19 protein-coding genes are annotated in these 20244 nt (G+C 68.3%); 13 read left to right on the top strand and 6 right to left on the bottom strand.

Annotated features, from left to right (window positions below; genetic code table 11):
* The first annotated feature begins 79 nt into the window (after nt 1–79).
* Both NBT67_RS08790 and NBT67_RS08785 read left to right on the top strand, forming a co-directional pair.
* The gene (locus NBT67_RS08790; protein ID WP_251341343.1) at nt 80–715 is read left to right on the top strand and encodes a helix-turn-helix domain-containing protein; all 636 of its coding nucleotides are present in this window, start codon (nt 80–82) and stop codon (nt 713–715) included.
* A gap of 103 nt (nt 716–818) precedes the next feature.
* Entirely contained in the window at nt 819–1178 is a 360-nt protein-coding gene (locus NBT67_RS08785) for a group I truncated hemoglobin (RefSeq protein WP_251341342.1), read from the top strand.
* Between the two features lie 15 nt (nt 1179–1193).
* Here the strand turns inward: NBT67_RS08785 and gatB are convergent, their stop codons facing one another.
* On the bottom strand, nt 1194–2684 hold the full coding sequence (gene gatB, locus NBT67_RS08780) for an Asp-tRNA(Asn)/Glu-tRNA(Gln) amidotransferase subunit GatB (RefSeq protein WP_251341341.1): 1491 nt from the start codon (nt 2682–2684) through the stop codon (nt 1194–1196).
* 31 nt (nt 2685–2715) lie between these two features.
* Nucleotides 2716–3762 carry a DUF7972 family membrane protein gene (locus NBT67_RS08775; RefSeq protein ID WP_251341340.1) on the bottom strand — a complete coding sequence of 349 codons (1047 nt, stop codon included), beginning with the start codon at nt 3760–3762 and terminating at the stop codon, nt 2716–2718.
* An 85-nt stretch (nt 3763–3847) separates the two neighbouring features.
* Between NBT67_RS08775 and NBT67_RS08770 the strand changes: the two genes are divergently transcribed.
* The 4 genes from NBT67_RS08770 (at nt 3848) to NBT67_RS08755 (ending at nt 7692) form a co-directional block, all read left to right on the top strand.
* Entirely contained in the window at nt 3848–5014 is a 1167-nt protein-coding gene (locus tag NBT67_RS08770; protein ID WP_251341339.1) for an acyl-CoA dehydrogenase family protein, read from the top strand.
* Nucleotides 5014–6765: an acyl-CoA carboxylase subunit beta gene (locus tag NBT67_RS08765; RefSeq protein ID WP_251341338.1), complete on the top strand. Its 1752-nt coding sequence runs from the start codon at nt 5014–5016 to the stop codon at nt 6763–6765. Before NBT67_RS08770 ends, NBT67_RS08765 begins: the two co-directional genes overlap by 1 nt.
* A 66-nt stretch (nt 6766–6831) precedes the next feature.
* Nucleotides 6832–7281, top strand: a complete 450-nt coding sequence (locus tag NBT67_RS08760; protein ID WP_251341337.1) for a MaoC family dehydratase — start codon at nt 6832–6834, stop codon at nt 7279–7281.
* A 210-nt stretch (nt 7282–7491) separates the two neighbouring features.
* Nucleotides 7492–7692 carry a DUF7511 domain-containing protein gene (locus NBT67_RS08755; protein ID WP_251341336.1) on the top strand — a complete coding sequence of 67 codons (201 nt, stop codon included), beginning with the start codon at nt 7492–7494 and terminating at the stop codon, nt 7690–7692.
* On the opposite strand, the gene NBT67_RS08750 is transcribed toward NBT67_RS08755, so the two are convergent.
* The gene (locus tag NBT67_RS08750) at nt 7689–8639 is read right to left on the bottom strand and encodes a 3-hydroxyacyl-CoA dehydrogenase family protein (RefSeq protein ID WP_251341335.1); all 951 of its coding nucleotides are present in this window, start codon (nt 8637–8639) and stop codon (nt 7689–7691) included. The two genes, NBT67_RS08755 and NBT67_RS08750, sit on opposite strands and share 4 nt — an antisense overlap.
* 89 nt (nt 8640–8728) lie before the next feature.
* On the opposite strand from NBT67_RS08750, the gene NBT67_RS08745 reads away from it, so the two are divergent.
* A complete protein-coding gene (locus NBT67_RS08745; protein ID WP_251341334.1) occupies nt 8729–9139 on the top strand; it encodes an acyl-CoA thioesterase in 411 nt (136 codons plus the stop codon).
* Here the strand turns inward: NBT67_RS08745 and NBT67_RS08740 are convergent.
* Both NBT67_RS08740 and NBT67_RS08735 read right to left on the bottom strand, forming a co-directional pair.
* Nucleotides 9136–11190: a DEAD/DEAH box helicase gene (locus tag NBT67_RS08740; protein ID WP_251341333.1), complete on the bottom strand. Its 2055-nt coding sequence runs from the start codon at nt 11188–11190 to the stop codon at nt 9136–9138. The two genes, NBT67_RS08745 and NBT67_RS08740, sit on opposite strands and share 4 nt — an antisense overlap.
* Before the next feature lie 74 nt (nt 11191–11264).
* Entirely contained in the window at nt 11265–11642 is a 378-nt protein-coding gene (locus NBT67_RS08735; RefSeq protein WP_251341332.1) for a cupin domain-containing protein, read from the bottom strand.
* A 374-nt stretch (nt 11643–12016) separates the two neighbouring features.
* Between NBT67_RS08735 and NBT67_RS08730 the strand changes: the two genes are divergently transcribed.
* The 6 genes from NBT67_RS08730 to NBT67_RS08705 all read left to right on the top strand — a co-directional run bounded on the left by NBT67_RS08730 (nt 12017) and on the right by NBT67_RS08705 (nt 19416).
* A complete protein-coding gene (locus NBT67_RS08730) occupies nt 12017–13018 on the top strand; it encodes a phosphate/phosphite/phosphonate ABC transporter substrate-binding protein (protein WP_251341331.1) in 1002 nt (333 codons plus the stop codon).
* Nucleotides 13019–13024: 6 nt separating this feature from the next.
* A complete protein-coding gene (gene phnC / locus NBT67_RS08725) occupies nt 13025–13825 on the top strand; it encodes a phosphonate ABC transporter ATP-binding protein (protein WP_251341330.1) in 801 nt (266 codons plus the stop codon).
* The gene (phnE, locus tag NBT67_RS08720; RefSeq protein WP_251341329.1) at nt 13822–14817 is read left to right on the top strand and encodes a phosphonate ABC transporter, permease protein PhnE; all 996 of its coding nucleotides are present in this window, start codon (nt 13822–13824) and stop codon (nt 14815–14817) included. The genes phnC and phnE overlap by 4 nt, the downstream gene beginning before the upstream one ends.
* 222 nt (nt 14818–15039) lie before the next feature.
* Entirely contained in the window at nt 15040–16227 is a 1188-nt protein-coding gene (locus NBT67_RS08715; protein WP_251341328.1) for a CBS domain-containing protein, read from the top strand.
* Nucleotides 16228–16383: 156 nt separating this feature from the next.
* A complete protein-coding gene (locus NBT67_RS08710) occupies nt 16384–17775 on the top strand; it encodes an FAD-dependent oxidoreductase (RefSeq protein WP_251341327.1) in 1392 nt (463 codons plus the stop codon).
* A 579-nt stretch (nt 17776–18354) separates the two neighbouring features.
* Nucleotides 18355–19416 carry a zinc-dependent alcohol dehydrogenase gene (locus tag NBT67_RS08705; RefSeq protein ID WP_251341326.1) on the top strand — a complete coding sequence of 354 codons (1062 nt, stop codon included), beginning with the start codon at nt 18355–18357 and terminating at the stop codon, nt 19414–19416.
* Between the two features lie 15 nt (nt 19417–19431).
* Here the strand turns inward: NBT67_RS08705 and NBT67_RS08700 are convergent, their stop codons facing one another.
* Nucleotides 19432–20217 carry an SDR family NAD(P)-dependent oxidoreductase gene (locus tag NBT67_RS08700; protein ID WP_251341325.1) on the bottom strand — a complete coding sequence of 262 codons (786 nt, stop codon included), beginning with the start codon at nt 20215–20217 and terminating at the stop codon, nt 19432–19434.
* Nucleotides 20218–20244: the final 27 nt, after the last annotated feature.

Genomic DNA, 20244 nt, shown 5'->3' with positions numbered 1-20244 from the left:
ACTGTTTAGTAAGACAACAATTCTCTGCACGACCGGCGGGAACGACGCCGCTTATGTCCCGCCCGTGATCACCGCAGATATGGCGTCCGGAATCCACGTCCAACTCGAACTCCGCGGCGTGACTGGCTGTCCCGCGTCGTCGCTGAGCGAGGCGGTGACCGTCGAGTCGGTGACCGTCGGTCAGGGGGACACGGCGGAATCGACCGTCGTCGGCGAGATGACCGTAGCGCACGACGGGGAGGCCGTGAACGACGACGCCGCGGAGGCGGTGTTCGAGGACGGCTCGAAGTCGGTGTACCGATACACCCACGACGAGGAGTGCCCGTGTTCGCGCGTGCCGACTCACGGCTGCCCGGTCCGGGGGCTCCAGGCGGACGACGGCCGCCTCCGACTCGCGTTCATCGCGCCCGATCTCGACACCCTGCGCGCCGTCGCGTCCGACCTCGAATCCTGCTGTGACGACGTTGCGATCCGGCGACTCGTCCGCGGCGGCGCCACCGAGGAGGACCCTGCCTTGCTCGTCGCCGACCGGAACGCGTTCACCGACCGCCAGTACGAGGTGCTCAAGACGGCCCACGAGATGGGCTACTTCGACTCGCCGAAGAGCGCGAAATCGGACGTGGTGGCCGACGAACTCGGCGTCTCCGTCTCCACGTTCGTCGAACACCTCTCGGTGGCCCAGACGAAACTGCTCGACCAGATCATGTCGAACTGACGGGAGTCACGGGACCAACCGACTGGCGGCGTCCCGTTAAAAAAGCCCGAGCATCCTAGTCGGTCGGTGTATCCGACCGGCGCCCCGACCCACCCGTGTCGCAATGTCGCAGACGATCTATCAGGCTATCGGCGGACGAGACGCAGTCGAAGCAGTCGTCGACGACTTCTACGAGCGCGTGCTCGACGACGACCAACTGACGCCCTACTTCGAGGATGCGGATATGGGGGACCTCCGATCCCACCAGGTGCAGTTCATCAGCGCCGTCGCCGGCGGACCCGTGGAGTACAGCGGCGACGACATGCGCGAGGCACACGAACACCTCGGCATCGAGGAGGCGGATTTCGACCTCGTCGGGCGCTACCTGCAGGCGGCCCTGGAGGACAACGGCGTGCCGGAGGAGCACGTGGAGACGATCATGGCCGAGGTGGCCGCGCTCAAGGCGCCGGTGCTGGGTCGCTGACGGCCGTCGGCGACGTCACTCCTCGAGCCGTTCGCGAAGCAACCCGTTGACGGTGCCGGGGTCGGCGCTCCCGCCCGTCTTGCTCATCACCTGCCCGACGAGGAAGTTGAGGGCGCCGCCCTCGCCGGCGTGGTAGTCCTCGACGGCCTCGGGGTTCTCCTCGATTGCCGCCTCGACGGCGGCGGCGACGGCGTCGTCGCCCGCCTTGCCCAGCCCCTCCCGTTCGACCACCTCGTCGGGGGTCAGCCCCTCGTCGAGCATCGTCCGGAGGACCACCTCGCGGGCGTTCTTCTCGGTTATCTCGTCGGCGTCGACGAGTTCGATCAGGCGGGCGAACTCGTCGAGACGCCCCTCGACGTCCGTGATACGCATGTCGCGGTAGTTGAGTTCGCCCAGCAGGTCGTCGGCCACCCACGTCGCCGCGAGGTCCGGATCGAACCGGTCGGCGACGTCCTCGAAGAAGTCCGCCACCTCCTTCGTCGAGGTGAGCTTCGACGCCGCCTCGGCGTCGAGGCCGTACTCCTCGCGGAAGCGTTCCCGGCGGGCGTCCGGGAGTTCCGGGATCGGAACCCGCTCCTTCCAGTCCGCGACCTGCAGGGGCGGGAGGTCCGCCTCGCGGAAGTAGCGGTAGTCCTTCTCCTCCTCCTTCGAGCGCATGGAGACGGTGATGCCCCGCGATTCGTCCCAGTGGCGCGTCTCCTGTTCGACCTCGCGGCCGCGCTCGACCGCGTTCTTCTGTCGGGTCACCTCGTAGGCCAGGGCCTTCTCCGCGCCCTTGTGGCTGGAGATGTTCTTCACCTCGGTGCGGTTGGCCGCCGCGAGGGTCGACTCGTCGATCCCGCCGTCCGCGTCCATCTCGTCGGCGGGGACCAGGGAGATGTTGGCGTCGATCCGGAGGCTGCCGTCCCGGGAGGCGTCGAACACGCCGAGGTACTCCAGCACCTCCTCGAGTTTCGCGAGGAAGGCACGCACCTCGCCCGGGCCGCGGAAGTCGGGTTCGGTGACGATCTCCATGAGCGGCGTGCCCGCGCGGTTGTAGTCGACCAGCGTGTAGTCGGCCGTCTCGATGCTGCCGCCCTCGTGCTGGAGGCTCCCGGGGTCCTCCTCGAGGTGGGCGCGGCCGATACCGATCTCCCGGCGGTCGCCCTCGACGCTCACGGAGAGCGTCCCGTCGGCACAGATCGGCGCGTCGTACTGCGTGATCTGGAAGTTCTTGGGGAGGTCGGGGTAGTAGTAGTTCTTCCGGTGGAACCGCGTCTCCTCGGCGACGTCGGCGTCGAGCGCCTTGCCCACCTTCACCGCGGCCTCGACGGCCGCCTCGTTCAGGACGGGCAGGGAGCCGGGGAGCCCCAGACAGACCGGACAGGTCCGCGTGTTCGGGGCCTCGTCGTCCGCCGCCTCGGTCGAACAGCCACAGAAGATCTTCGTGTCGGTTTCGAGCTGGACGTGAACCTCCAGCCCGATGACGACCGCGAGATCACGTTGCTGGAGCGCCTGCGCAGTCATTGCGCGGGCTTACACGGCCGGTGGCTAAAGGCTAACGGGACTCGATGTCGTCCTCGTTCCACTCGACCTCCTCGACCTGGTCCGTCTCGCGGAGGATGAACGGGCCGATGGAGAGGGTGTGTTTCGTCACCGTGGCGATCCGGAGGACGTAGGCCAACAGGACGAGGAAGGGCAGGACCGCCACCGTCGACGCGAGCGCGACCACGGGGACGACGCCCAGCGACCGGGCCGTGACGCCCGCGGGGTCGAAGAAGGCGATCATACAGACCGCCACGAAGAGCGCGGGGAGCGCGGCCGCGAGGATCCCCCGCGAGAGGTTGATGAGTTCCCACTGGAAGTACAGCGTCTTGAAATGTTCGCGGGCGGGCCCGAACAGTTCGAGCGTGTCGACGAGCGAGTCGAGCGCGGCCGCCGCCTCGTCGTCGAGGGAGTCGTGATCCGCGCGGATGCGCTGGGCGGTGAATATCTTCCACGAGTAGTTGAAGTTCAGCGCCGCAGAGAGCACGTCGAACTCGCCGAACTGCGCGCCGTCGAGGTCGTCGGTGACGCTCTCGGCGTTGCCGATCAGGCTCTCGGTGAGGTCGACCACCGCCGCGTGAGCGGGGTGTTCCTCGTCCACGGCGCTCTGGAGGTTGCGGGCACGCCGGCCGGCCATCTGTACGAGCGCCCGCAGGAACTGCGAGGGTCTGGCGGGGCTGACCGGCGCCTCGATGAGTTCGGCGGCGTCCTCGCGAAATTCGAGGGCGCCGGCCATCCGCTCGCGCTGGTCGCCGACCGCGCCGAGTTCCTGGGAGAGCACGAGCTGGTTGAGCGTCAACACCAGCGTGACGCCGGTGATGGTGGCGGTGAGAAAGCCCTGAAAGAGGGTGCCGACCGAGTCGCCGGCGCGGAGTTTGTCCGCGGCGGTCGGGAGGGCCATCCCCACCACGAGCAACACCACGAACACCCCGACGAACAGTCCGGCGACGACGAGTCGGCGGTCGGCCTCCAGCAGGAGCCAGAGCTTGGTCCGGCTCTCGGCGGCCCGAGCGCGCAACCGGTCGCTCGGTCGGTCGTCGCCCCCGTCGGCGTCGGTCATGTGCCGTCTGGAACGCCGCGACGCAAAAAACCCCTCGGGGATCCGACGGCCGCAACTATACGTTCCCGGGCCACGGAGTAGGGCCATGGACTTCGAAGCGCCACCCGAACACGCGCTGATCCGGTCGACCGCCAGCGACATCGCGTCCGAGTACGACCCCGAGTACTGGCGCGAACGCGAGGCGGAGGGCGAGTTCGCCGCCGACTTCTGGGACGAACTCGGGGAGGCGGGCTTTCACGGCCTGTTGATCCCCGAGGAGTACGGCGGCGCCGGCATGGGGCTCCAGGAGATGGGGCTGGCGATGGAGACGCTGTGTGCCGAGGGCTGTGGCATGGCCGGCACCTGGTATCTCGTCGTCACCGCCGGCATGGCCGCCATCGCCCTCCGGGAGTCGGGCACCGAGTCCCAAAAGGAGACGTATCTGACCGACGTCGCGACCGGCGACCGGATCTTCTCCTTCGCCATCACGGAGCCCGAGGCGGGGACGAACACGCTGAACGTCGGCACCCGGGCCGAACGCGACGGCGACGGGTACGTCCTGAACGGCAAGAAGGCGTGGATCACCTTCGCGGACCGCGCCGATAACATGATCCTGGTCACGCGGACGACGCCCCGCGACGAGGTTGACAAGCCGACGCAGGGGCTCAGCCTCTTCGTCGTCGACATGGACGACCCGGGCATCGAGGTGTCGCCCATCCGGAAACACGCCATCAACTACTCGAAGTCGTGTGAGGTGTTCGTCGAGGACGTCCGCGTCCCGGAGACGGCGCTCCTGGGCGAGGAGGGGGAGGGCTGGTGGCACCTGGTGGAGACGCTCAACCCCGAGCGTGTCGGGTTCGCCGCGGCCGCGACGGGCATCGCCGAACTCGCCGTGTCGAAGGCCGTCGACTACGCCAACGACCGCGAGGTGTTCGACGCCCCCATCGGCACCCACCAGGCCGTCTCCTTCCCCATCACGCAGGCCTACACGAACGTCGAGACGGCGCGGCTGATGCGCCGGAAGGCGGCGTGGCTGTTCGACCGGGGGGAGGACTGTGGCTACGAGACGAACGTGGCGAAGGCCGCCGCGGTGGAGGCGGGCATCGACGCCGTCTACCACGCCATGCAGGCCTTCGGCGGGTGGGGGTACGCCGTCGAGTACGACGTCGAGCGGTGGTGGCGGGAGATCAACCTCACCCGCCTCGCGCCCGTCACCCAGCAGATGGCGTACAATCACATCGCGACCGAGATGGGGTTCCCGAGGTCGTACTGATGGACGTACGCGTCGCCGGGGCGACGGCCGAGGAGGCGGCGGCCATCGCCCGCGCGCTCGCGACCCGGTTCGGCGAACACGTCCGCGTGTTCGCCGGCCGTGACGAGGCGGACCCGGTCGCCGAGAGCGACCCGCCGGCCGGACCCGAGGGACCGGCCGACGACGGGGCCGGCCCGACCGACCGCGAGGAGGCGCTCTGGGAGGAAATCGCGGACATCCTCGAAGGGGGGCCGGAGAAGTACCGGGAGCGACAGCGCGAGGCCGGAAAGCTGTTCGTCCGCGACCGGCTCGACCTGTGGTTCCCCGACGGCCTCACCTTCGAGGACGGCAAGTTCGCCAACTTCGACGCGTGGCACCCGTCGGCGACGGGGGCGGACGCGGACGAGACGGGGGACGGCGACCGCCTCCCCGCGGACGGACTCCTCACCGGCGCCGCGAACTTCGAGGGCCGGGAGGTCCACTTCATGGCCAACGACTACACGGTCAAGGCGGGGTCGATGGCCGAGAAGGGCGTCGAGAAGTTCCTCCGGATGCAGGAGCGCGCGCTGAAGACGGGGCGGCCGGTCCTCTACCTGATGGACTCCTCGGGCGGCCGGATCGACCAGCAGACCGGCTTCTTCGCCAACCGGGAGGGGATCGGGAAGTTCTACTACAACCACTCGCGCCTCTCGGGGCGGGTGCCGCAGGTGTGTGTCCTCTACGGCCCCTGCATCGCCGGCGCGGCCTACACCCCCGTCTTCGCCGACTTCACCGTCATGGTCGAGGGCTCCGCGATGGCCATCGCCTCGCCGCGGATGGTCGAGATGGTCACCGGCGAGGAGATAACCCTGGACGAACTGGGCGGGCCGGCGGTCCACGCCGCCGAGTCGGGGAGTGCGGACCTGGTCGCCAGCGACGAACGGGAGGCCCGCGCGCTCGTCGCGCGACTGCTCTCCTACCTCCCCGACAACGCCGACGCCGATCCGCCACGGACCGAGGGGCGCGCCCCCGCGAAGTCGCCCGAGGGGATCGATTCCGTCGTTCCGGAGGCACAGCGGGAGGGGTACGACGTGCGTGACCTGCTCGACCGGATCGCCGACGAGGGGTCGGTGCTGGAGCTGAGACCCGACTTCGGCGCCGAAATCGTCACCGCCTTCGCCCGGTTCGACGGCCGACCGGTGGGCGTCGTCGCCAACCAGCCGGCCGTCCGCGCTGGCGCCATCTTCCCCGACTCCGCGGCGAAGGCCGCCGAGTTCGTCTGGACCTGCGACGCCTACGGGATTCCCCTGTGCTACCTCTGTGACACGCCGGGCTTTATGGCGGGATCGAGCGTCGAGAAGGAGGGAATCCTCGAACAGGGCAAGAAGATGATCTACGCCACCTCGGCGGCGACGGTGCCCAAGCAGTGCGTCGTGGTGCGGAAGGCCTACGGCGCGGGCATCTACGCCATGTCGGGGCCGGCCTACGACACCGAGTCGACGCTGGGGCTCCCCGGCGCCGAAATCGCGATCATGGGGCCGGAGGCGGCGATCAACGCCGTCTACGCCCGCAAACTCGCCGACATCGACGACCCCGAGGAGCGCGAGCGACGGGAGGCGGAACTGCGCGAGGAGTACCGCGAGGAGATAGACGTCCACCGGATGGCGAGCGAGGTGGTGATCGACGAACTCGTCCCGCCCAGTACCCTCCGCGAGGAACTGGTTGCCCGGTTCGACTTCTACGAGACGGTCGAGAAGGAGCGACCGGCGAAGAAACACGGGACGATCCTGTAGCGGGGGACCCGTCGGCGACGACCAGGCGGGGCAATCCCTTTGACCGCCGCCGCCCACGTCGACCCCATGACGGGGTGTTACTACGAGGAGTTCGAGGTGGGGCAGACCTTCGAACACGACAAGCGGCGGACGATCACCGAGAGCGACAACCAGCGCTTCTGCGACATGACGATGAACCAGCAGCCGCTCCACCTCGACGCCGAGTTCGCGGCCGGGACGGAGTTCGGCGAGCGCATCGTCAACGGGCTCTACACCATGAGCCTCGCGGTGGGACTCACGATTCCGGACACCACCGACGGCACCATCGTCGCCAACCTCGGTTACGACGACGTGGAACACCCGGCACCCGTCCGCATCGGCGACACCATCCACGCGCGGACCACCGTGACCGACAAACGGGAGACGGAGGACGGCGACCGGGGCGTCGTCACCATGCACGTCGAGGCGTTCGACGCCGACGACCGCCTCGTCTGTGCGTTCGACCGAACCGTCCTCGCCGAGAAGCGCCCGTCCTGAGACTGCCGGCCGGCCGTCGATGCGGACAGTCACCACCCGGGTAGCTATCCCGAAACGGAACGGTCGACGGCGCGTGCCACCTCCAGTCGAAATCCACGGGTCGAGTCCGTTGTGAACTATTGGCGTACGGCGTGGTCCCCGCGGTCCCGACCGCACCGGAGGCAACATAGCAGCGATTAACCGTCCGCGCCGCCGAGTCGAGGACGGGTCATGAACGCCTCCCACCCCGACGACGCCGGCCCCCACGTGGACGTCTCCGACGAGGGTCGCCTCCGGTCGGTCGTCGTCACGTACGAGGGGTCCGCGGACCGGCAGACGCTCTACCCGCCGGGTGCGACCGACGCCGAGCGGCTCACCCACTGGCTGACCGCCGACGCCGACGCCTTCCAGCACCTCGACGAGATGCGCTAGTCGTCCAGCGCGCGCAACACCGCCGCCACGCGCTCGTTGCGCCGCCGGAGCAGGGCCTCCGGCTCCTCGTCGTACTCGTGGAAGCCCGCGCCGTCGGCGACGCCGCCCCGACCGGCCGCCAGGCGCTCCTCGAAGAGCGGTCCCGGGTCCTCCGCGTCGCTCAGATGTGGATAGAGATTCCCCGCGATGGTCCGAAACAGGTCCAGGCCGGCGAGGTCGGCCGTCTCGAACGGGCCGACGACGGCGGTACGCAGGGCGTAGCCGTCCCGGACCGCCCGCTCGACGTCCTCGAGGGAGGCCACGCCCTCGCTCACGAGGTGCGTACACTCCCGGAGGACGGCGAACTGGATGCGGTTCCAGACGAACCCCGGCACGTCGCGCTCGACGACGATCGGCTCGCGGTCGACGGCCTCGACGAACGCGGCCGTCCGCTCGACCGTCTCGTCGCTCGTCTCCTCGCCCCGCACCACCTCGACGGTCGGGAGGAGGTAGGGCGGGTTCCACCAGTGACAGCCGACGACCCGGTCGGCGACGTCCGGCACCGCCGCGCCGACGTCGCTGATGGGGATGCCCGAGGTGTTCGTCGCGAGGACGGCCTCCTCCGGCGCGCTCGCCGCCAGCGTCTCGAAGACCGCCTCCTTCGTGTCGATGTCCTCCGAGACGCTCTCGACGACGAGCGCCGCGTCCGCGGCCGCCGCCGGGAGGTCGAGCGTGTAGTCGATCCGCTCGCCGACGGCCGCGGGCGCGTCGTCGAGCCACCCCTCCGACTCGAGGAAGCCCAGGGCGTCGTCGACGCCCGCGCGTGCGTCGTCGAGGTTCGACTGTCGGTGGTCGACGAGCGAGACGGACGCCCCGTGGCGGGCGAACTGGACCGCGAGGCCGTGGCCCATCGTCCCCGCGCCCACGACGGTGACCGCCGCGGGCGTCGACGGCGTGGTCTGTGCCATGGACTGACGGTGGCGTGTGGGGCGTATAAACCTCTGCCCGCCCTTGCCCACGCCGGTAGGCACAAATGGGCGCTCGTCCACCCACGTGTATGCCCACCTTCGAGTACGAGACGGACATCCAGGTGCGCTTTCGCGACGTGGACGCCATGCACCACGTCAACAACGCCGTCTACGCGACGTACCTCGAACAGGCGCGCGTCGACTACTACGCCGACGTCCTCGGCGTCGGCCTCGACGACATCGACACCGTCCTCGTCAACCTCGAGATCGACTACCGGAGCGAGATCGAACTCGACGACGAGGTGACCGTCGCCATGGGCGTACGCTCGATCGGGAAATCGAGCGTCACCATGGGCTACGAGGTACGGGTCGGCGACCGGGTGGCCGCCACCGCCGAGACGGTGCAGGTGTACGTCGATCCCGACGGCGACGGCGCCCGACCCCTGCCGGCGGCGTGGGTGGACCGGATGGAGTCCCGGCGGGCCGAGGCCGGGGGCTAACCCTCCTCGTCACGCAGTTCCAGTTCCGCGACGAGTTCGTGGGGGTCCATCCCCTTGCGGATGCAATCGAGGATGGCGAAGGCGTCGTCCGGGGCGAGGAAGTGCCGGGTGACCGCGCGGCCCAGCGGCGTCGGTTCGAGCCCGTCGATGAAGTCCCACTCCAGCAGTTTGCCGACCGCCTCCGTCGTCGGCACGTCGCCCAGCATTCGGTCGTTGAGGCGCTTTGCCCCCTTGCCCGCGACGGTGATGTTCGCCAGCGTCTCCTCGGCGGCCGCCGACAGGTCGTAGACGGTGCGGACGTCCTCCATCTCCCCCTTCAGGAGCTTGAACGCCACCTCGTCCTCGGTCATCTCCATGCTGTTGTGGTAGGTGCAGTCGGGCTCGACGAGCAGGTAGACGACGCCCTGGTCGTGGTAATCCGGCCGCCCCGCCCGGCCGAGCATCTGCTCGAACTCCTGGACGGAGAGCCACTCGATGCCCATGGCGAGCGTGTCGAAGACCACCTGCGAGGCGGGGAAGTCGACGCCCGCCGCGAGGGCGGCCGTCGTCACCACGGCCGCGAGGTCCTGGTTCCCGAACTGCCGCTCGACGCGCTTGCGTCGGCCGTAATCGAGGCCGGCGTGGTAGGGCGCGGAGTCGTACTCCAGCTTCCGGGAGATCTCGTGACAGCGCCGCCGCGAGTTGGTGAAGATGATGGTCTGGCCGCGGTAGCCCTTCGAGGACTTGCTGTCGAAGGCCCGCCTGACCAGGCGGTTCTCGATGCGGGTCTTCTCCTGGGTGTCGGCGAAGGTCAGGTGGCGCTCGATGGGGACGGGGCGTTCCTCGAACTCGATGAGGCGGGCACGGAGGTTCGTCGCCAGCCACTCGGGGTTGCCGACGGTCGCAGAGAGGTAGATCCACTGGGCGCCCGCGTAGTCGCCGCCGTTCGACGCCCGGGTCTCGCAGTAGTGTTTGAGCCGGGAGATCATCCCGTCGAGGCGGTGGCCGCGTTCGCCCTCCTTCAGCGTGTGCACCTCGTCGATGACGACGGTGCCGACGTCGCCGAGGTCCTTCCCCGTCCGCAGGGCGTGATCGATGCCCTCGTAGGTGCCGACGACCACGTCCGCCGAGGGGTCGAACCGCGCGCCGTCGCCGGTGACGCGACTCCCGCCGACGCGGATGGTCACGTCCACCAGGTCGCCGTACCGCTCCTCGAAGTTCTCCTCCTTCTGGTTGGCGAGGGCGACGAGGGGGACCAGAAAGAGGAGCTTGCCCTTCCCCTTCAGCGCGCGGTCGATGCCGGCGAGTTCGCCCACGAGCGTCTTGCCCGTGGCCGTCGCGCTGACGACCAGTTGGTCGTCGCCGTCGAGCAGGCCGTTCCGAACCGAGAGGCTCTGGACCGGCAGGAGGGAGTCGAACCGGTCCGTGACCTGGGCCTTCAGCTCCGGGTGGAGGTCCAGGTCGGCCGTCGGCACGGGGTCGACGTCCTCGACGGTCGCCCCGATCTCGTCGAACTTCGTCAGGTCGGGATCCAGTTCCCCCTGCAGGAGGTTCGTGATGCGGTCGAGGTCCTGGACCTCCAGCAGGAGTTCCTCGAGGCGGTCCTGTGCGGCGCCGGTCAGCCCGCCGGCGTAGGCGAGTTCGCCGTCGAGTTCCCGCTTCGCGCAGTCGGGGCAGATGTAGTCCCGGTCGGCCTTGATGGCCGTGTCCTCCGTGATCGGCGAGTAGCGGCCCTCGGAGGCGCAGTAGCGACAGGTGCGGACCGTCAGGGCGTCGAGCTGGTAGCCGTCGAGCATCGCCTCCAGTCGCTCGCGGTCCGCGGGCGACGTCTGCTGGGAGATGCGGATGCGCTCGGCGCGACGGGCGAGTTCGACGAACTGGCTCGGGTCGCGCGGCTCCTCGCTCGACCCGCGCTTGATCCGGAAGCGACCCGGACGGGGGCCGGCGTCCGTCTCCTTGAGGTCGAGGACCGCCCTGAACACCCGGTCGCCGTCGCGGGTGACGGCGACCAGGAAGTCGCCGTCCCGACCGTGGAGAAAGAGCGTCTCGACGCGTCCGACCTGCCGTGACACGGTCCCGGGTAGGTGGACGGGGTATTTCAGCCGTTCGACTCCCGTCGTCCGCCGCGCTCACCCGCCGAGGGCGGTCACTCCACGAGTTCGATGGTGTCGTCGCCGTTGGGCACCACGCAGACGAACGCGCCCGCCTCGTCGCCCTCGTTGCGGTACCAGTGGGGGACGCCCGCGGGGATCAGGAGCGCGTCGCCCGCCGAGACGACGTGTTCCTCGCCGTCGATGCCGACGACGTACTCCCCCGAGAGGACGTACTGCTCGTGTTCGACCGCGTTGGTGTGTTCGGGCACCGCCGCGCCGGGCGCGAGCGTGAACCGCCGCATCGCGAAGTTCGGGGCGCCGTCTCCCTCGTCGATCAGGACGCCCTTCGAGAGGCCGTCGGCCGCGTCGACCGGTTCGTACTCGATTCCCTCGCCCCGCTTGACGACCGGCGTCGGTGAGTGCTCGCTCATGCGGAAGGATAGGTGGCCGGCCGTCTAATGGTTTGGTATCGGCGCGAACCGCGACCGTCGCGCGTGCGGGCGAAGCCGGCCGAGACGCCCGGGGAGGCGCGTCGTCCCCGACGTCGTCACGCTCCCCGCCGGCGCGACACCTCGGACGCCGCCGCGTGCCGTCCCGCCGGCGCACCCTCCGCTCGGGGGTGGCGACCGTGGGACTGTGAATGGACGCTCACACGATATATATCGCTATTGCGCCGAAATGTTGGCTTGTCCCCGAACTGAGCGTTGGTTACTGGAATTATAAGCCTCTAATGGGGACTCCCGGTCACGACCGTCTGATGTCACGTCGGACACGTCGACGCGTGCTTCGGAGTACTGGGATAGCATTGACCGCCGGTATCGCGGGCTGTTCGGGCGGCTCCGGCGGCGGTTCCGGAGACGGTTCGGGTGGCGAATCGGGGGACGGTTCCGACGGCGGGTCCGAGGACGGTTCCGGTTCGACGGTCGGGTCGTCGGGCGACGACTACGAGCCGATCACGTTCCTCGAGACGCCGGCCGAGACGCCGGGGGATACGGAGGAGATGTGGGAGCCGTTCACGGAGTACCTCCAGTCCGAGGTCGACGGGTTGGAACTGGACGTTCAGTTCGCGGACAACACCTCGGCGATCGGGCAGGCCCTGATCAACAACCAGGCCGAGATGACGCGCAGCGACATCGTCCTGCTCGCCAATCCGGACCAGATCGACGTGGTCGGCATCGTGAAAGAGGGCGGGGCGTCGGTGTACTTCTCGGCTCTCGCCACGCTTCCGGACTCCGATATCGAGGAGACCACCGACATCGAGGGGACGAGTATCGCGTTCGCGGACCGGCCGTCGACCAGTGGGTCGCTGTACCCCAATTACATGCTCCACAAGGCCGGACTCGACACCGGCGAAGCCCCGTACGGTGACCCGGTCGGCTACGACGGCAACTGGACGGGCAGTCACCGAAACGCCGTGCAGACGCTCATCAATCGGGAGGACATCGTCGCCTGTGGCTGTGACATCGCGGTGCTCCTGAACCACATCCCCGAGGATCAGTGGCCCGAGCGGGTCCGCGAGCGATCCGGACGGTGGGACGACGACGTCGGGACGGAGTCGCCCGAACTGGAACTGGTCGAAGCGTCGACGTCGCTCCCCTTCTCCCCGATCATCACGCGCAGCAACTGGGAGCACCCCCTGCGTTCCCAGGTGGAGGAGGCGATCGTCTCGATCGACAGCGGGACGCTTCGGGAGCCCGACGGCGACGTCGAGAACCCGCTTTCGGCGGTTTCGGCGGCCACCATCGAGGATTACCAGCCGGTCATCAACGTGATCGAAGCGCTGGACGTCGATCTGGGCCAACTGTAAGTCCCCATGGCCCTCATTGTCGATAGTCTAACCAAAGAATACGGCGACACGACGGCGCTGTCGGAGGTCTCATTCGAGATCCCCGACGGGAACTTCGCCGTAGTGCTCGGGGAGTCCGGGGCCGGCAAGTCGACGCTCTTGCGCATCCTCAACGGGTTGACCGAGCCGACTTCGGGGAGCGTCTACCTCGACGACGAGGAGATCACCAACTCGCGGTCCGACGTCGGGATGGTGTTTCAACAGCACAACCTCGTCGAGGAGCTGAGTGCCTACAGTAACGCCCTGACCGGGACGCTCAACCGAACGGGGTTCCTCCGAAGCCTGATCAACCGCCAGCCCGTCGACGACAGGGAACTCGCGCTGGAGGCGCTGGACACGGTGGGTTTGCTCGACGAGGCCGGCCAGAAGGTGAACAGTATGAGCGGTGGCCAGCAACAGCGCGTCGGGATCGCTCGCGCGCTGGTGCAACGACCCGACCTCCTGCTCGCCGACGAACCCGTCGCGAGCCTGGATCCGTCGAGTGCAGAGACGGTGATGGAGTATCTCCGCGAAACGGCCGAAACGCGCAACCTCACGACCTTGGCGAGCCTCCATCAGGTCAACATCGCCCGCGAGTTCGGCGAGCAGTTCGTCGGCCTGAAGAACGGCGAGGTGATATTCGACGGCCCGCGCGAGGAGCTGACGACCGAGGTTCTCGAGGACGTCTACGGCGACATCGAGACCGACGAACTCCGCGAAGGGACGGGGAGCACCGACGTGACCGAATCCACACGGCGATCGAACAGGGGTATCGAGACCCAACCATGAGTACCGATTCGGACTCGCTGGTCGACGAGATACTCCCTGGGTCTCTCGACGGGGACGGGGAGGACTCGGCCATCGAACGGCGGCACACCGAGTTGCGTCGCGAACGACTGGTGCGACGCCTCTCCCAGTGTGTCCTGCTCGTCGGTATCGCGATACTGTTCGCCGGTTCGCTGGTCATGGCCGGGTTCTGGCGGGAGGAGTGGCTCCAGTACTGGCCGGAGTTCGCCGACGCCCTCACCCAGTACTTCCCGCCGAAGCTGTATTTCGGCGTGATCCCGTTCGTCGACGTCGGCCGGTACTACCGGTTCGTGAACGAAGCCGGGCTGGTGGGGGAAGCCGGCATAACGCTCGCGATCGCCCTCGCCGGGACCATCATGGGCGCGCCGCTGGCGTTGCTTTTCGGCATCCTCGGCAACGAGCGTGTCACTCCCTTCCCGCTCAATTTCCTCTTCCGGGGCGTCATGAGCATCATTCGCTCGATCCCCTCGCTCGTCTGGGCACTGATCTACGTCCCCTTGGGTGGTATCTCCCCGGTGACCGCGACGCTCGCCATCGGCACCGACACCATCGGGGAGTTGGGTCGGCTGCTCACCGACGAACTCGAAGAGATCGACGACGGACCCATCGAGGGGATCAGGAGTACCGGCGCCGGTAAGCCACAGGTGATCACGTTCGGGATGATCACCCAGATCGTTCGACCGTTCATCGCCTGGGCGATGTTCATTCTGGAAAACAACGTCCGCTCCGCGGTCGGCCTCGGGATCATCGGTGCCGGCGGCCTGGGCGTGACGCTGTCGATCGAGCAGCAGACCTTCCAGTTCACCAATATGATGGCGACGATCCTGTTCATCGTCCTGCTGGTTCTCTCGGTCGAGATGGTCAGCCAGCGAACGCGGTCGTACCTCCGCGAGGGGGACGACGAGGAGGGGTTGAGCCTCTATCAGCTCGTCGTCGGCTTCCCGGAACGGATGTCCGACTCGCTTCTCAAGTAGCGGGGTGGGTCGGGGACCCGGCCCTCCGGCTCGATCCCACGCTCGTCGTTGCGCCGAGTCGCTCCACGGGCCGCCCGCCGCCCGTCCCACCGGGACGGTCGGCTCGGGACCGAACGACGACGCCGGTTCGGTCACCGGTCGCGCGTGCGAACGCCAACCGCGCCGACGCCCGCGACTCCCCTCCCTTGCAAGAGTTAAGTCCGTCCCGTCGCAAGGCTCCGTATGCGCGGCATCCGCATCGGGAGCGCGTTCGGCATTCCCATCAAGCTCGACCTGACCTTCCTGCTGGTGCTTCCCCTGTTCGCCTGGCTGATCGGGTCCGACGTGGGGAACCTCGTCGGCGTCCTCAACGGCGTCTTCGGGGCCGCGATGCCCGCCGCCGCGCTCACCGGCGGGTCGACGCCGTGGCTCCTCGGCGCGGCGGCGGCCACCGGCCTGTTCCTCTGTGTCCTCCTCCACGAGTTCGGCCACTCGCTTGTCGCCATGCGGTACGGCTACCACATCGACTCGATCACCCTCTGGCTGTTCGGCGGCGTCGCCCGGTTCACCGAGATGCCCGAAGACTGGAAACAGGAGTTCACCATCGCCGTCGCCGGCCCGATAGTCAGCGTCGCGCTCGGCGTCCTCTCCTACGTCGCCTTCAGGCTGATCCCCGGCGGCCTCCCGGCCGTGCAGTTCGTCCTCGCGTACCTCGCCCTGACGAACGTCGCGCTGGCCGTCTTCAACATGCTCCCCGGCTTCCCGATGGACGGGGGGCGCGTCCTCCGGGCGCTGCTCGCGCGGACCCGTCCCCACGCCCGGGCGACCCAGATCGCCGCCGAGGTGGGCAAACTGTTCGCCGTCGTCCTCGCCATCGTCGGGGTCTTCGCCAACCTGTTTCTGGTGGCGCTCGCCTTCTTCATCTACATCGGCGCCTCCAGCGAGGCCCAGCAGACGGTGATGAAGGCGGCGTTCCAGGACGTCACCGTCGGCGACATCATGACGCCCGCGGCGGAACTCGACACGGTCACCGCGGACACCTCGCTGACGACGCTCACCGACCGGATGTTCCGCGAGCGCCACACCGGCTACCCCGTCCTCCGGAGCGGGAGTCTCGTCGGGATGGTCACCCTCGACGACACCCGCGAGGTGCGCGAGGTGGAACGGGACGCCTACCGCGTCGAGGACGTGATGGCGACCGAACTGGTGACGATTTCGCCGGACGCGGACGCGATGGACGCCATCTCGACGATGCAACGCGAGGGCGTCGGCCGTCTCCCCGTGGTCGACGAGGCGGGCGAACTCGTCGGGCTCATCTCCCGCTCGGACCTGGTGACGGCGTTCAACATCATCCAGACCCGCGGCGCGGCGACCGGCACCGGGACGGGGATCGACCGGCTGTCGAACGACGCCGACTTCGTCCGCCGCTGAGTCGGCCGCTGAATCGGCCGCCCCCGACCTGCGCTGCGCTCCGCGTCGCCCGCCCGGACACGCCGTCGACAGCCGCTTCGTTAATTGTCTAGATCGAGACGGAGAAAAAATGAGTTATCAGTCTGGAGCACAGCCACGCAGGCAACTCCCACGACAATGTCCGGCACATACGATCTGGTAATCGTCGGCGGCGGCATCAGCGGCGCGTCGCTCCTCTACACCACGGCGAAGTTCACCGACGTCGACTCCATCGCGCTGATCGAGAAGGAGTCGGAGGTGGCGGCGATCAACTCCCACCACACGAACAACTCCCAGACGCTTCACTTCGGGGACATCGAGACCAACTACAGCCTGGAGAAGGCGCGGGAGGTGAAAGAGGGGGCGGAACTGCTCGCCGGCTACCTGGAACGCCACGATTCCGACCGGGAGATGCACGCCAAGCGGAGCAAGATGGTGCTCGCCGTCGGCGACGACGAGGTGCCACAGCTCGAACGCCGGTACCACGAGGAGGGGTTCGGCGACCTCTTTCCCAAGCTCCGTCCCATCGGCCGCGAGGAGATCGCGGAGATCGAACCCGCGGTGGTCGAGGGACGCGATCCCGGGGTCGACCTGCTCGCCCTCCAGACGCCGGACGGGTACGTCGTCGACTACGGCGCGACGGCGCGGTCGTTCGTCGACCGGGCGGCCGAGGAGCCGAGCGTCGACGTCTACACCGGGACGGAGGTCACGGCGGTCACGCCCACGGTCGACGGCCACACCATCGAGACGACCGACGGTCGGTTCGACTGCTCCGCGACGGTCGTCGCCGCCGGCTCACACAGCCTCCAGATCGCGAAGGAACTCGGCTACGGGCAGGACAAGGTCCTCCTCCCCGTCGCGGGGAGCTTCTTCCTCGCGGACGACCTCCTGAACGGGAAGGTGTACACGCTGCAGATGAAGAAACTGCCCTTCGCCGCCGTCCACGGCGACGCGGACGTCCACGATCCGAGCATCACGCGGTTCGGGCCGACCGCGAAGGTCGTCCCGACGCTCGAACGCGGCCGTCTCTCCACGGTGACCGACTTCCTCGACGTGTTCGGACTGAACGCCGCGGCGGCGCTCAGTTACGCCAACGTTCTCTCCGACCGGGTGTTGCTCCCCTACGTCCTCCGGAACCTCGTCTACGACCTCCCCGAGGTCGGGCGACGCGAGTTCCTCCCGCACGTCCGGAAGGTCGTCCCCGGTGTCGACCTGGAGGACATCGAGCGCGCGGAGGGCTACGGCGGCGTCCGGCCACAGATCGTCGACACCTCGGAGCGATCCCTCGACATGGGTGAGGCGAAGATCGTCGGCGACGACGTCATCTTCAACATCACGCCGTCGCCGGGCGCGTCGACCTGCCTCAAGAACGCCATGCGGGACACGCGGACGCTGCTCGACTTCCTCGACGGGGCGTACGAGTTCGACGAGGCGGCGTTCCGCGCCGATACCATCGACAACTTCCCCCGCGACGACGCCGTCGACGGATCCGTCGGGACGGGCACCGCCGACGCGGCCGCCGACGACTGATCGGGTCCTACGATCCCGCGCCGTTCGAACCACACGCTCGGTCCGGACGCCGGCGTGTCGCCCGTCCGTGGTTCCGTGACGGGGTCGAACACGTCCGATATCGTATTTATTTCGATCATCTGCGAACTTCGACATATTCGGCCCGTTCGGGCGTCCGGTAGCGGTCTCCCGCCATCGAGGCGGCGGTTTCGAACGGTACTGGCGACAGCGGGGCCGGTTCCGGCTCTCTGACGATACGTGGCGCGGACGCGAAGAGCCGTCTCGGTCGTCGCGTCGTGTACCGAAGTGGCGTGGGAAAATCCGCCGACGAGTCGAGTTCGACCGGATCTGGATCTCGTCGTCGCGGGACTACCGCGTGGGAACGGCACGACCACCGCCGAGTAAATCCTCAATATACGATGATATCTGTATTTATGATATTTTCGTCGATCTCGCCGAGCGGGCGGTCGGGGAGCGTCGTCGTCCGTGGTCGAGGCCCGATGCGACCGGGGGTGGCCGCCGGCGGGACGTACCCACCGACGGTCACGTCGCGCCGCCCCGGGAGCAAGCCTTTTTCACCCCACCCCCTGTGCCACCGGTATGGAGACGAGAGTCGCGTATCTCGACGTGGGAGAGATCACAATGGACACGGTCGAACTGCCCGAACTCGGTCCCAACGACGTCCTCGTCAACACACAGCAGGCGTCGGTGTGCGGATCCGAGCGGTACTTCTACCGCGGGATCACCGTCCGGGAGGAGGACGAGGCGCGGGGCCGGCCGACCGAGGGCGGGGAGTACCACGACGGCGAGGGGCGGCGGCACTCCTACCCGATGGGGCCGCTGGGACACGAGGGCGGCGGGACCATCGAGGCCGTCGGGTCGGCGGTGGACACGTACCTCGGCGGCGGGGAGGTGTCCGTCGGCGACCGGGTCGGCAGCCTCTACTACCCGACCTACACCGACTACTGGGTGACCGACGTCTCGAACGTCCAGCCGATTCCCGACGGCGTCGACTTCGAGGTCGGGTGCCTGTACGAGGCGCTGGCGTGTGCGGCCTGGGCCGCCCGCCGCATGGACGTCAAACTCGGCGACACCGTCGCGGTCAACGGCGTCGGCTTCGCCGGGAACGTCATGCTCCAGGGGGCCATCGAGTCGGGGGCGTCCCAGGTCATCGCCGTCGACGTGGTCGACGAGAAACTGGACATCGCCGAGGGGATGGGGGCGGACGTGACCATCGACGCGAGCGAGGAGGACCCGGTCGAACGGGTCGACGAACTGACCGACGACGAGGGCGTCGACGTGGCCGTCGAGGCCGTCGGCGGGACGGGCGTGGGCATCAAACAGGCGCTCGGCATGGTCGCACACAACGGCGTCCTGGCGCTGTACGGCGACAACTACGAGCCCATCGACGAGTTCTGCTTCCACCGCTTCCACGAGGACGGACTGGAGGTTCAGAACCTCAACGCGATGCACTACACCGAACTGCAGGCCGTGGAGTACGCCCGCGAGGCCTACCGTGCGGTCGCTCGGGACGTCTTCGACGTTCAGACCATCCTCGACAACTCGGCTCGCTACTCGCTCGACGAACTCCCCGAGGTGTTCGAGACGGAGACCGAGTGCGCGGACAGTCAGGACTCCCTGAAGACGCTCATCATCCCCTGAGGGCCGCCGCCGGTCTCAGTAGATCGACCAGGCGCCGTCGATGGTCAGGAGTTCGCCGGTGACGTAGCCGGCGGCGTCGCTGGCCAGAAACAGCGCCCCCGGCGCTATCTCGTCGGGCGCCGCCGGACGACCCATCGGGATCGGTTTCACGAGGTCGTCGCTCTCGGACCACTCCTCGGCCTTCTCCGTCCCCTCGGCGAGCGCCGTCACCGTCCGTCCGGGGGAGATGCCGTTGACGCGGATTCCTCGGTCGGCCAGTTCGAGCGCGGCGGTCCGGGTGATCATCTTCACCGCACCCTTCGTCAGGTTGTAGAGGATCTGGTCCCCCAGGGCCGTGTCGGTGCGGATGGAGGCGGTGTTGACGATCGACCCCTCCTCGCCCCGGTCGAGCATGTCGGCCGCGGCCGCCTGGCAGCCGAACAACACGCCGCCGACGTTGACCGACTCCATCAGGTCGTACTCGTCCTGACCGACGTCCAGCACCGACCCGGGGACGTGCGTCCCGGCGTTGTTGACCATCACGTCGACGCCGCCGAACTCGCGGGCCGCGTCGACGACCGACTCGATGGCCGACCGGTCGGCGACGTCGGTCTCGACGAACAGGGCGCGGCCGCCCTCGGCCTCGATGGCCTCGTGGGTCGGGGTCACGTCCCCGTCGCCGTGGTGGTCGGGTTGCAGGTCCGCGTTGACGACCGTCGCGCCCGCGTCCCCGAACGCGAGTGCGATGGCACGGCCGATGCCCGAACTCCCGCCGGTCACGATCACGGTCTCGCCGTCGTAGTCGAACGTGGCGTTCGCCATGGCGTCACGGGTACGCGTGACGTGATA

Origin of the sequence: Haloplanus sp. GDY1, assembly GCF_023703775.1 — an archaeon.
In the GTDB taxonomy this organism is placed as follows: Archaea; Halobacteriota; Halobacteria; order Halobacteriales; family Haloferacaceae; genus Haloplanus; species Haloplanus halophilus.
The sequence above is the reverse complement of the archived record's forward strand: the minus strand, read 5'-3'. Positions and strand labels throughout refer to the sequence as shown.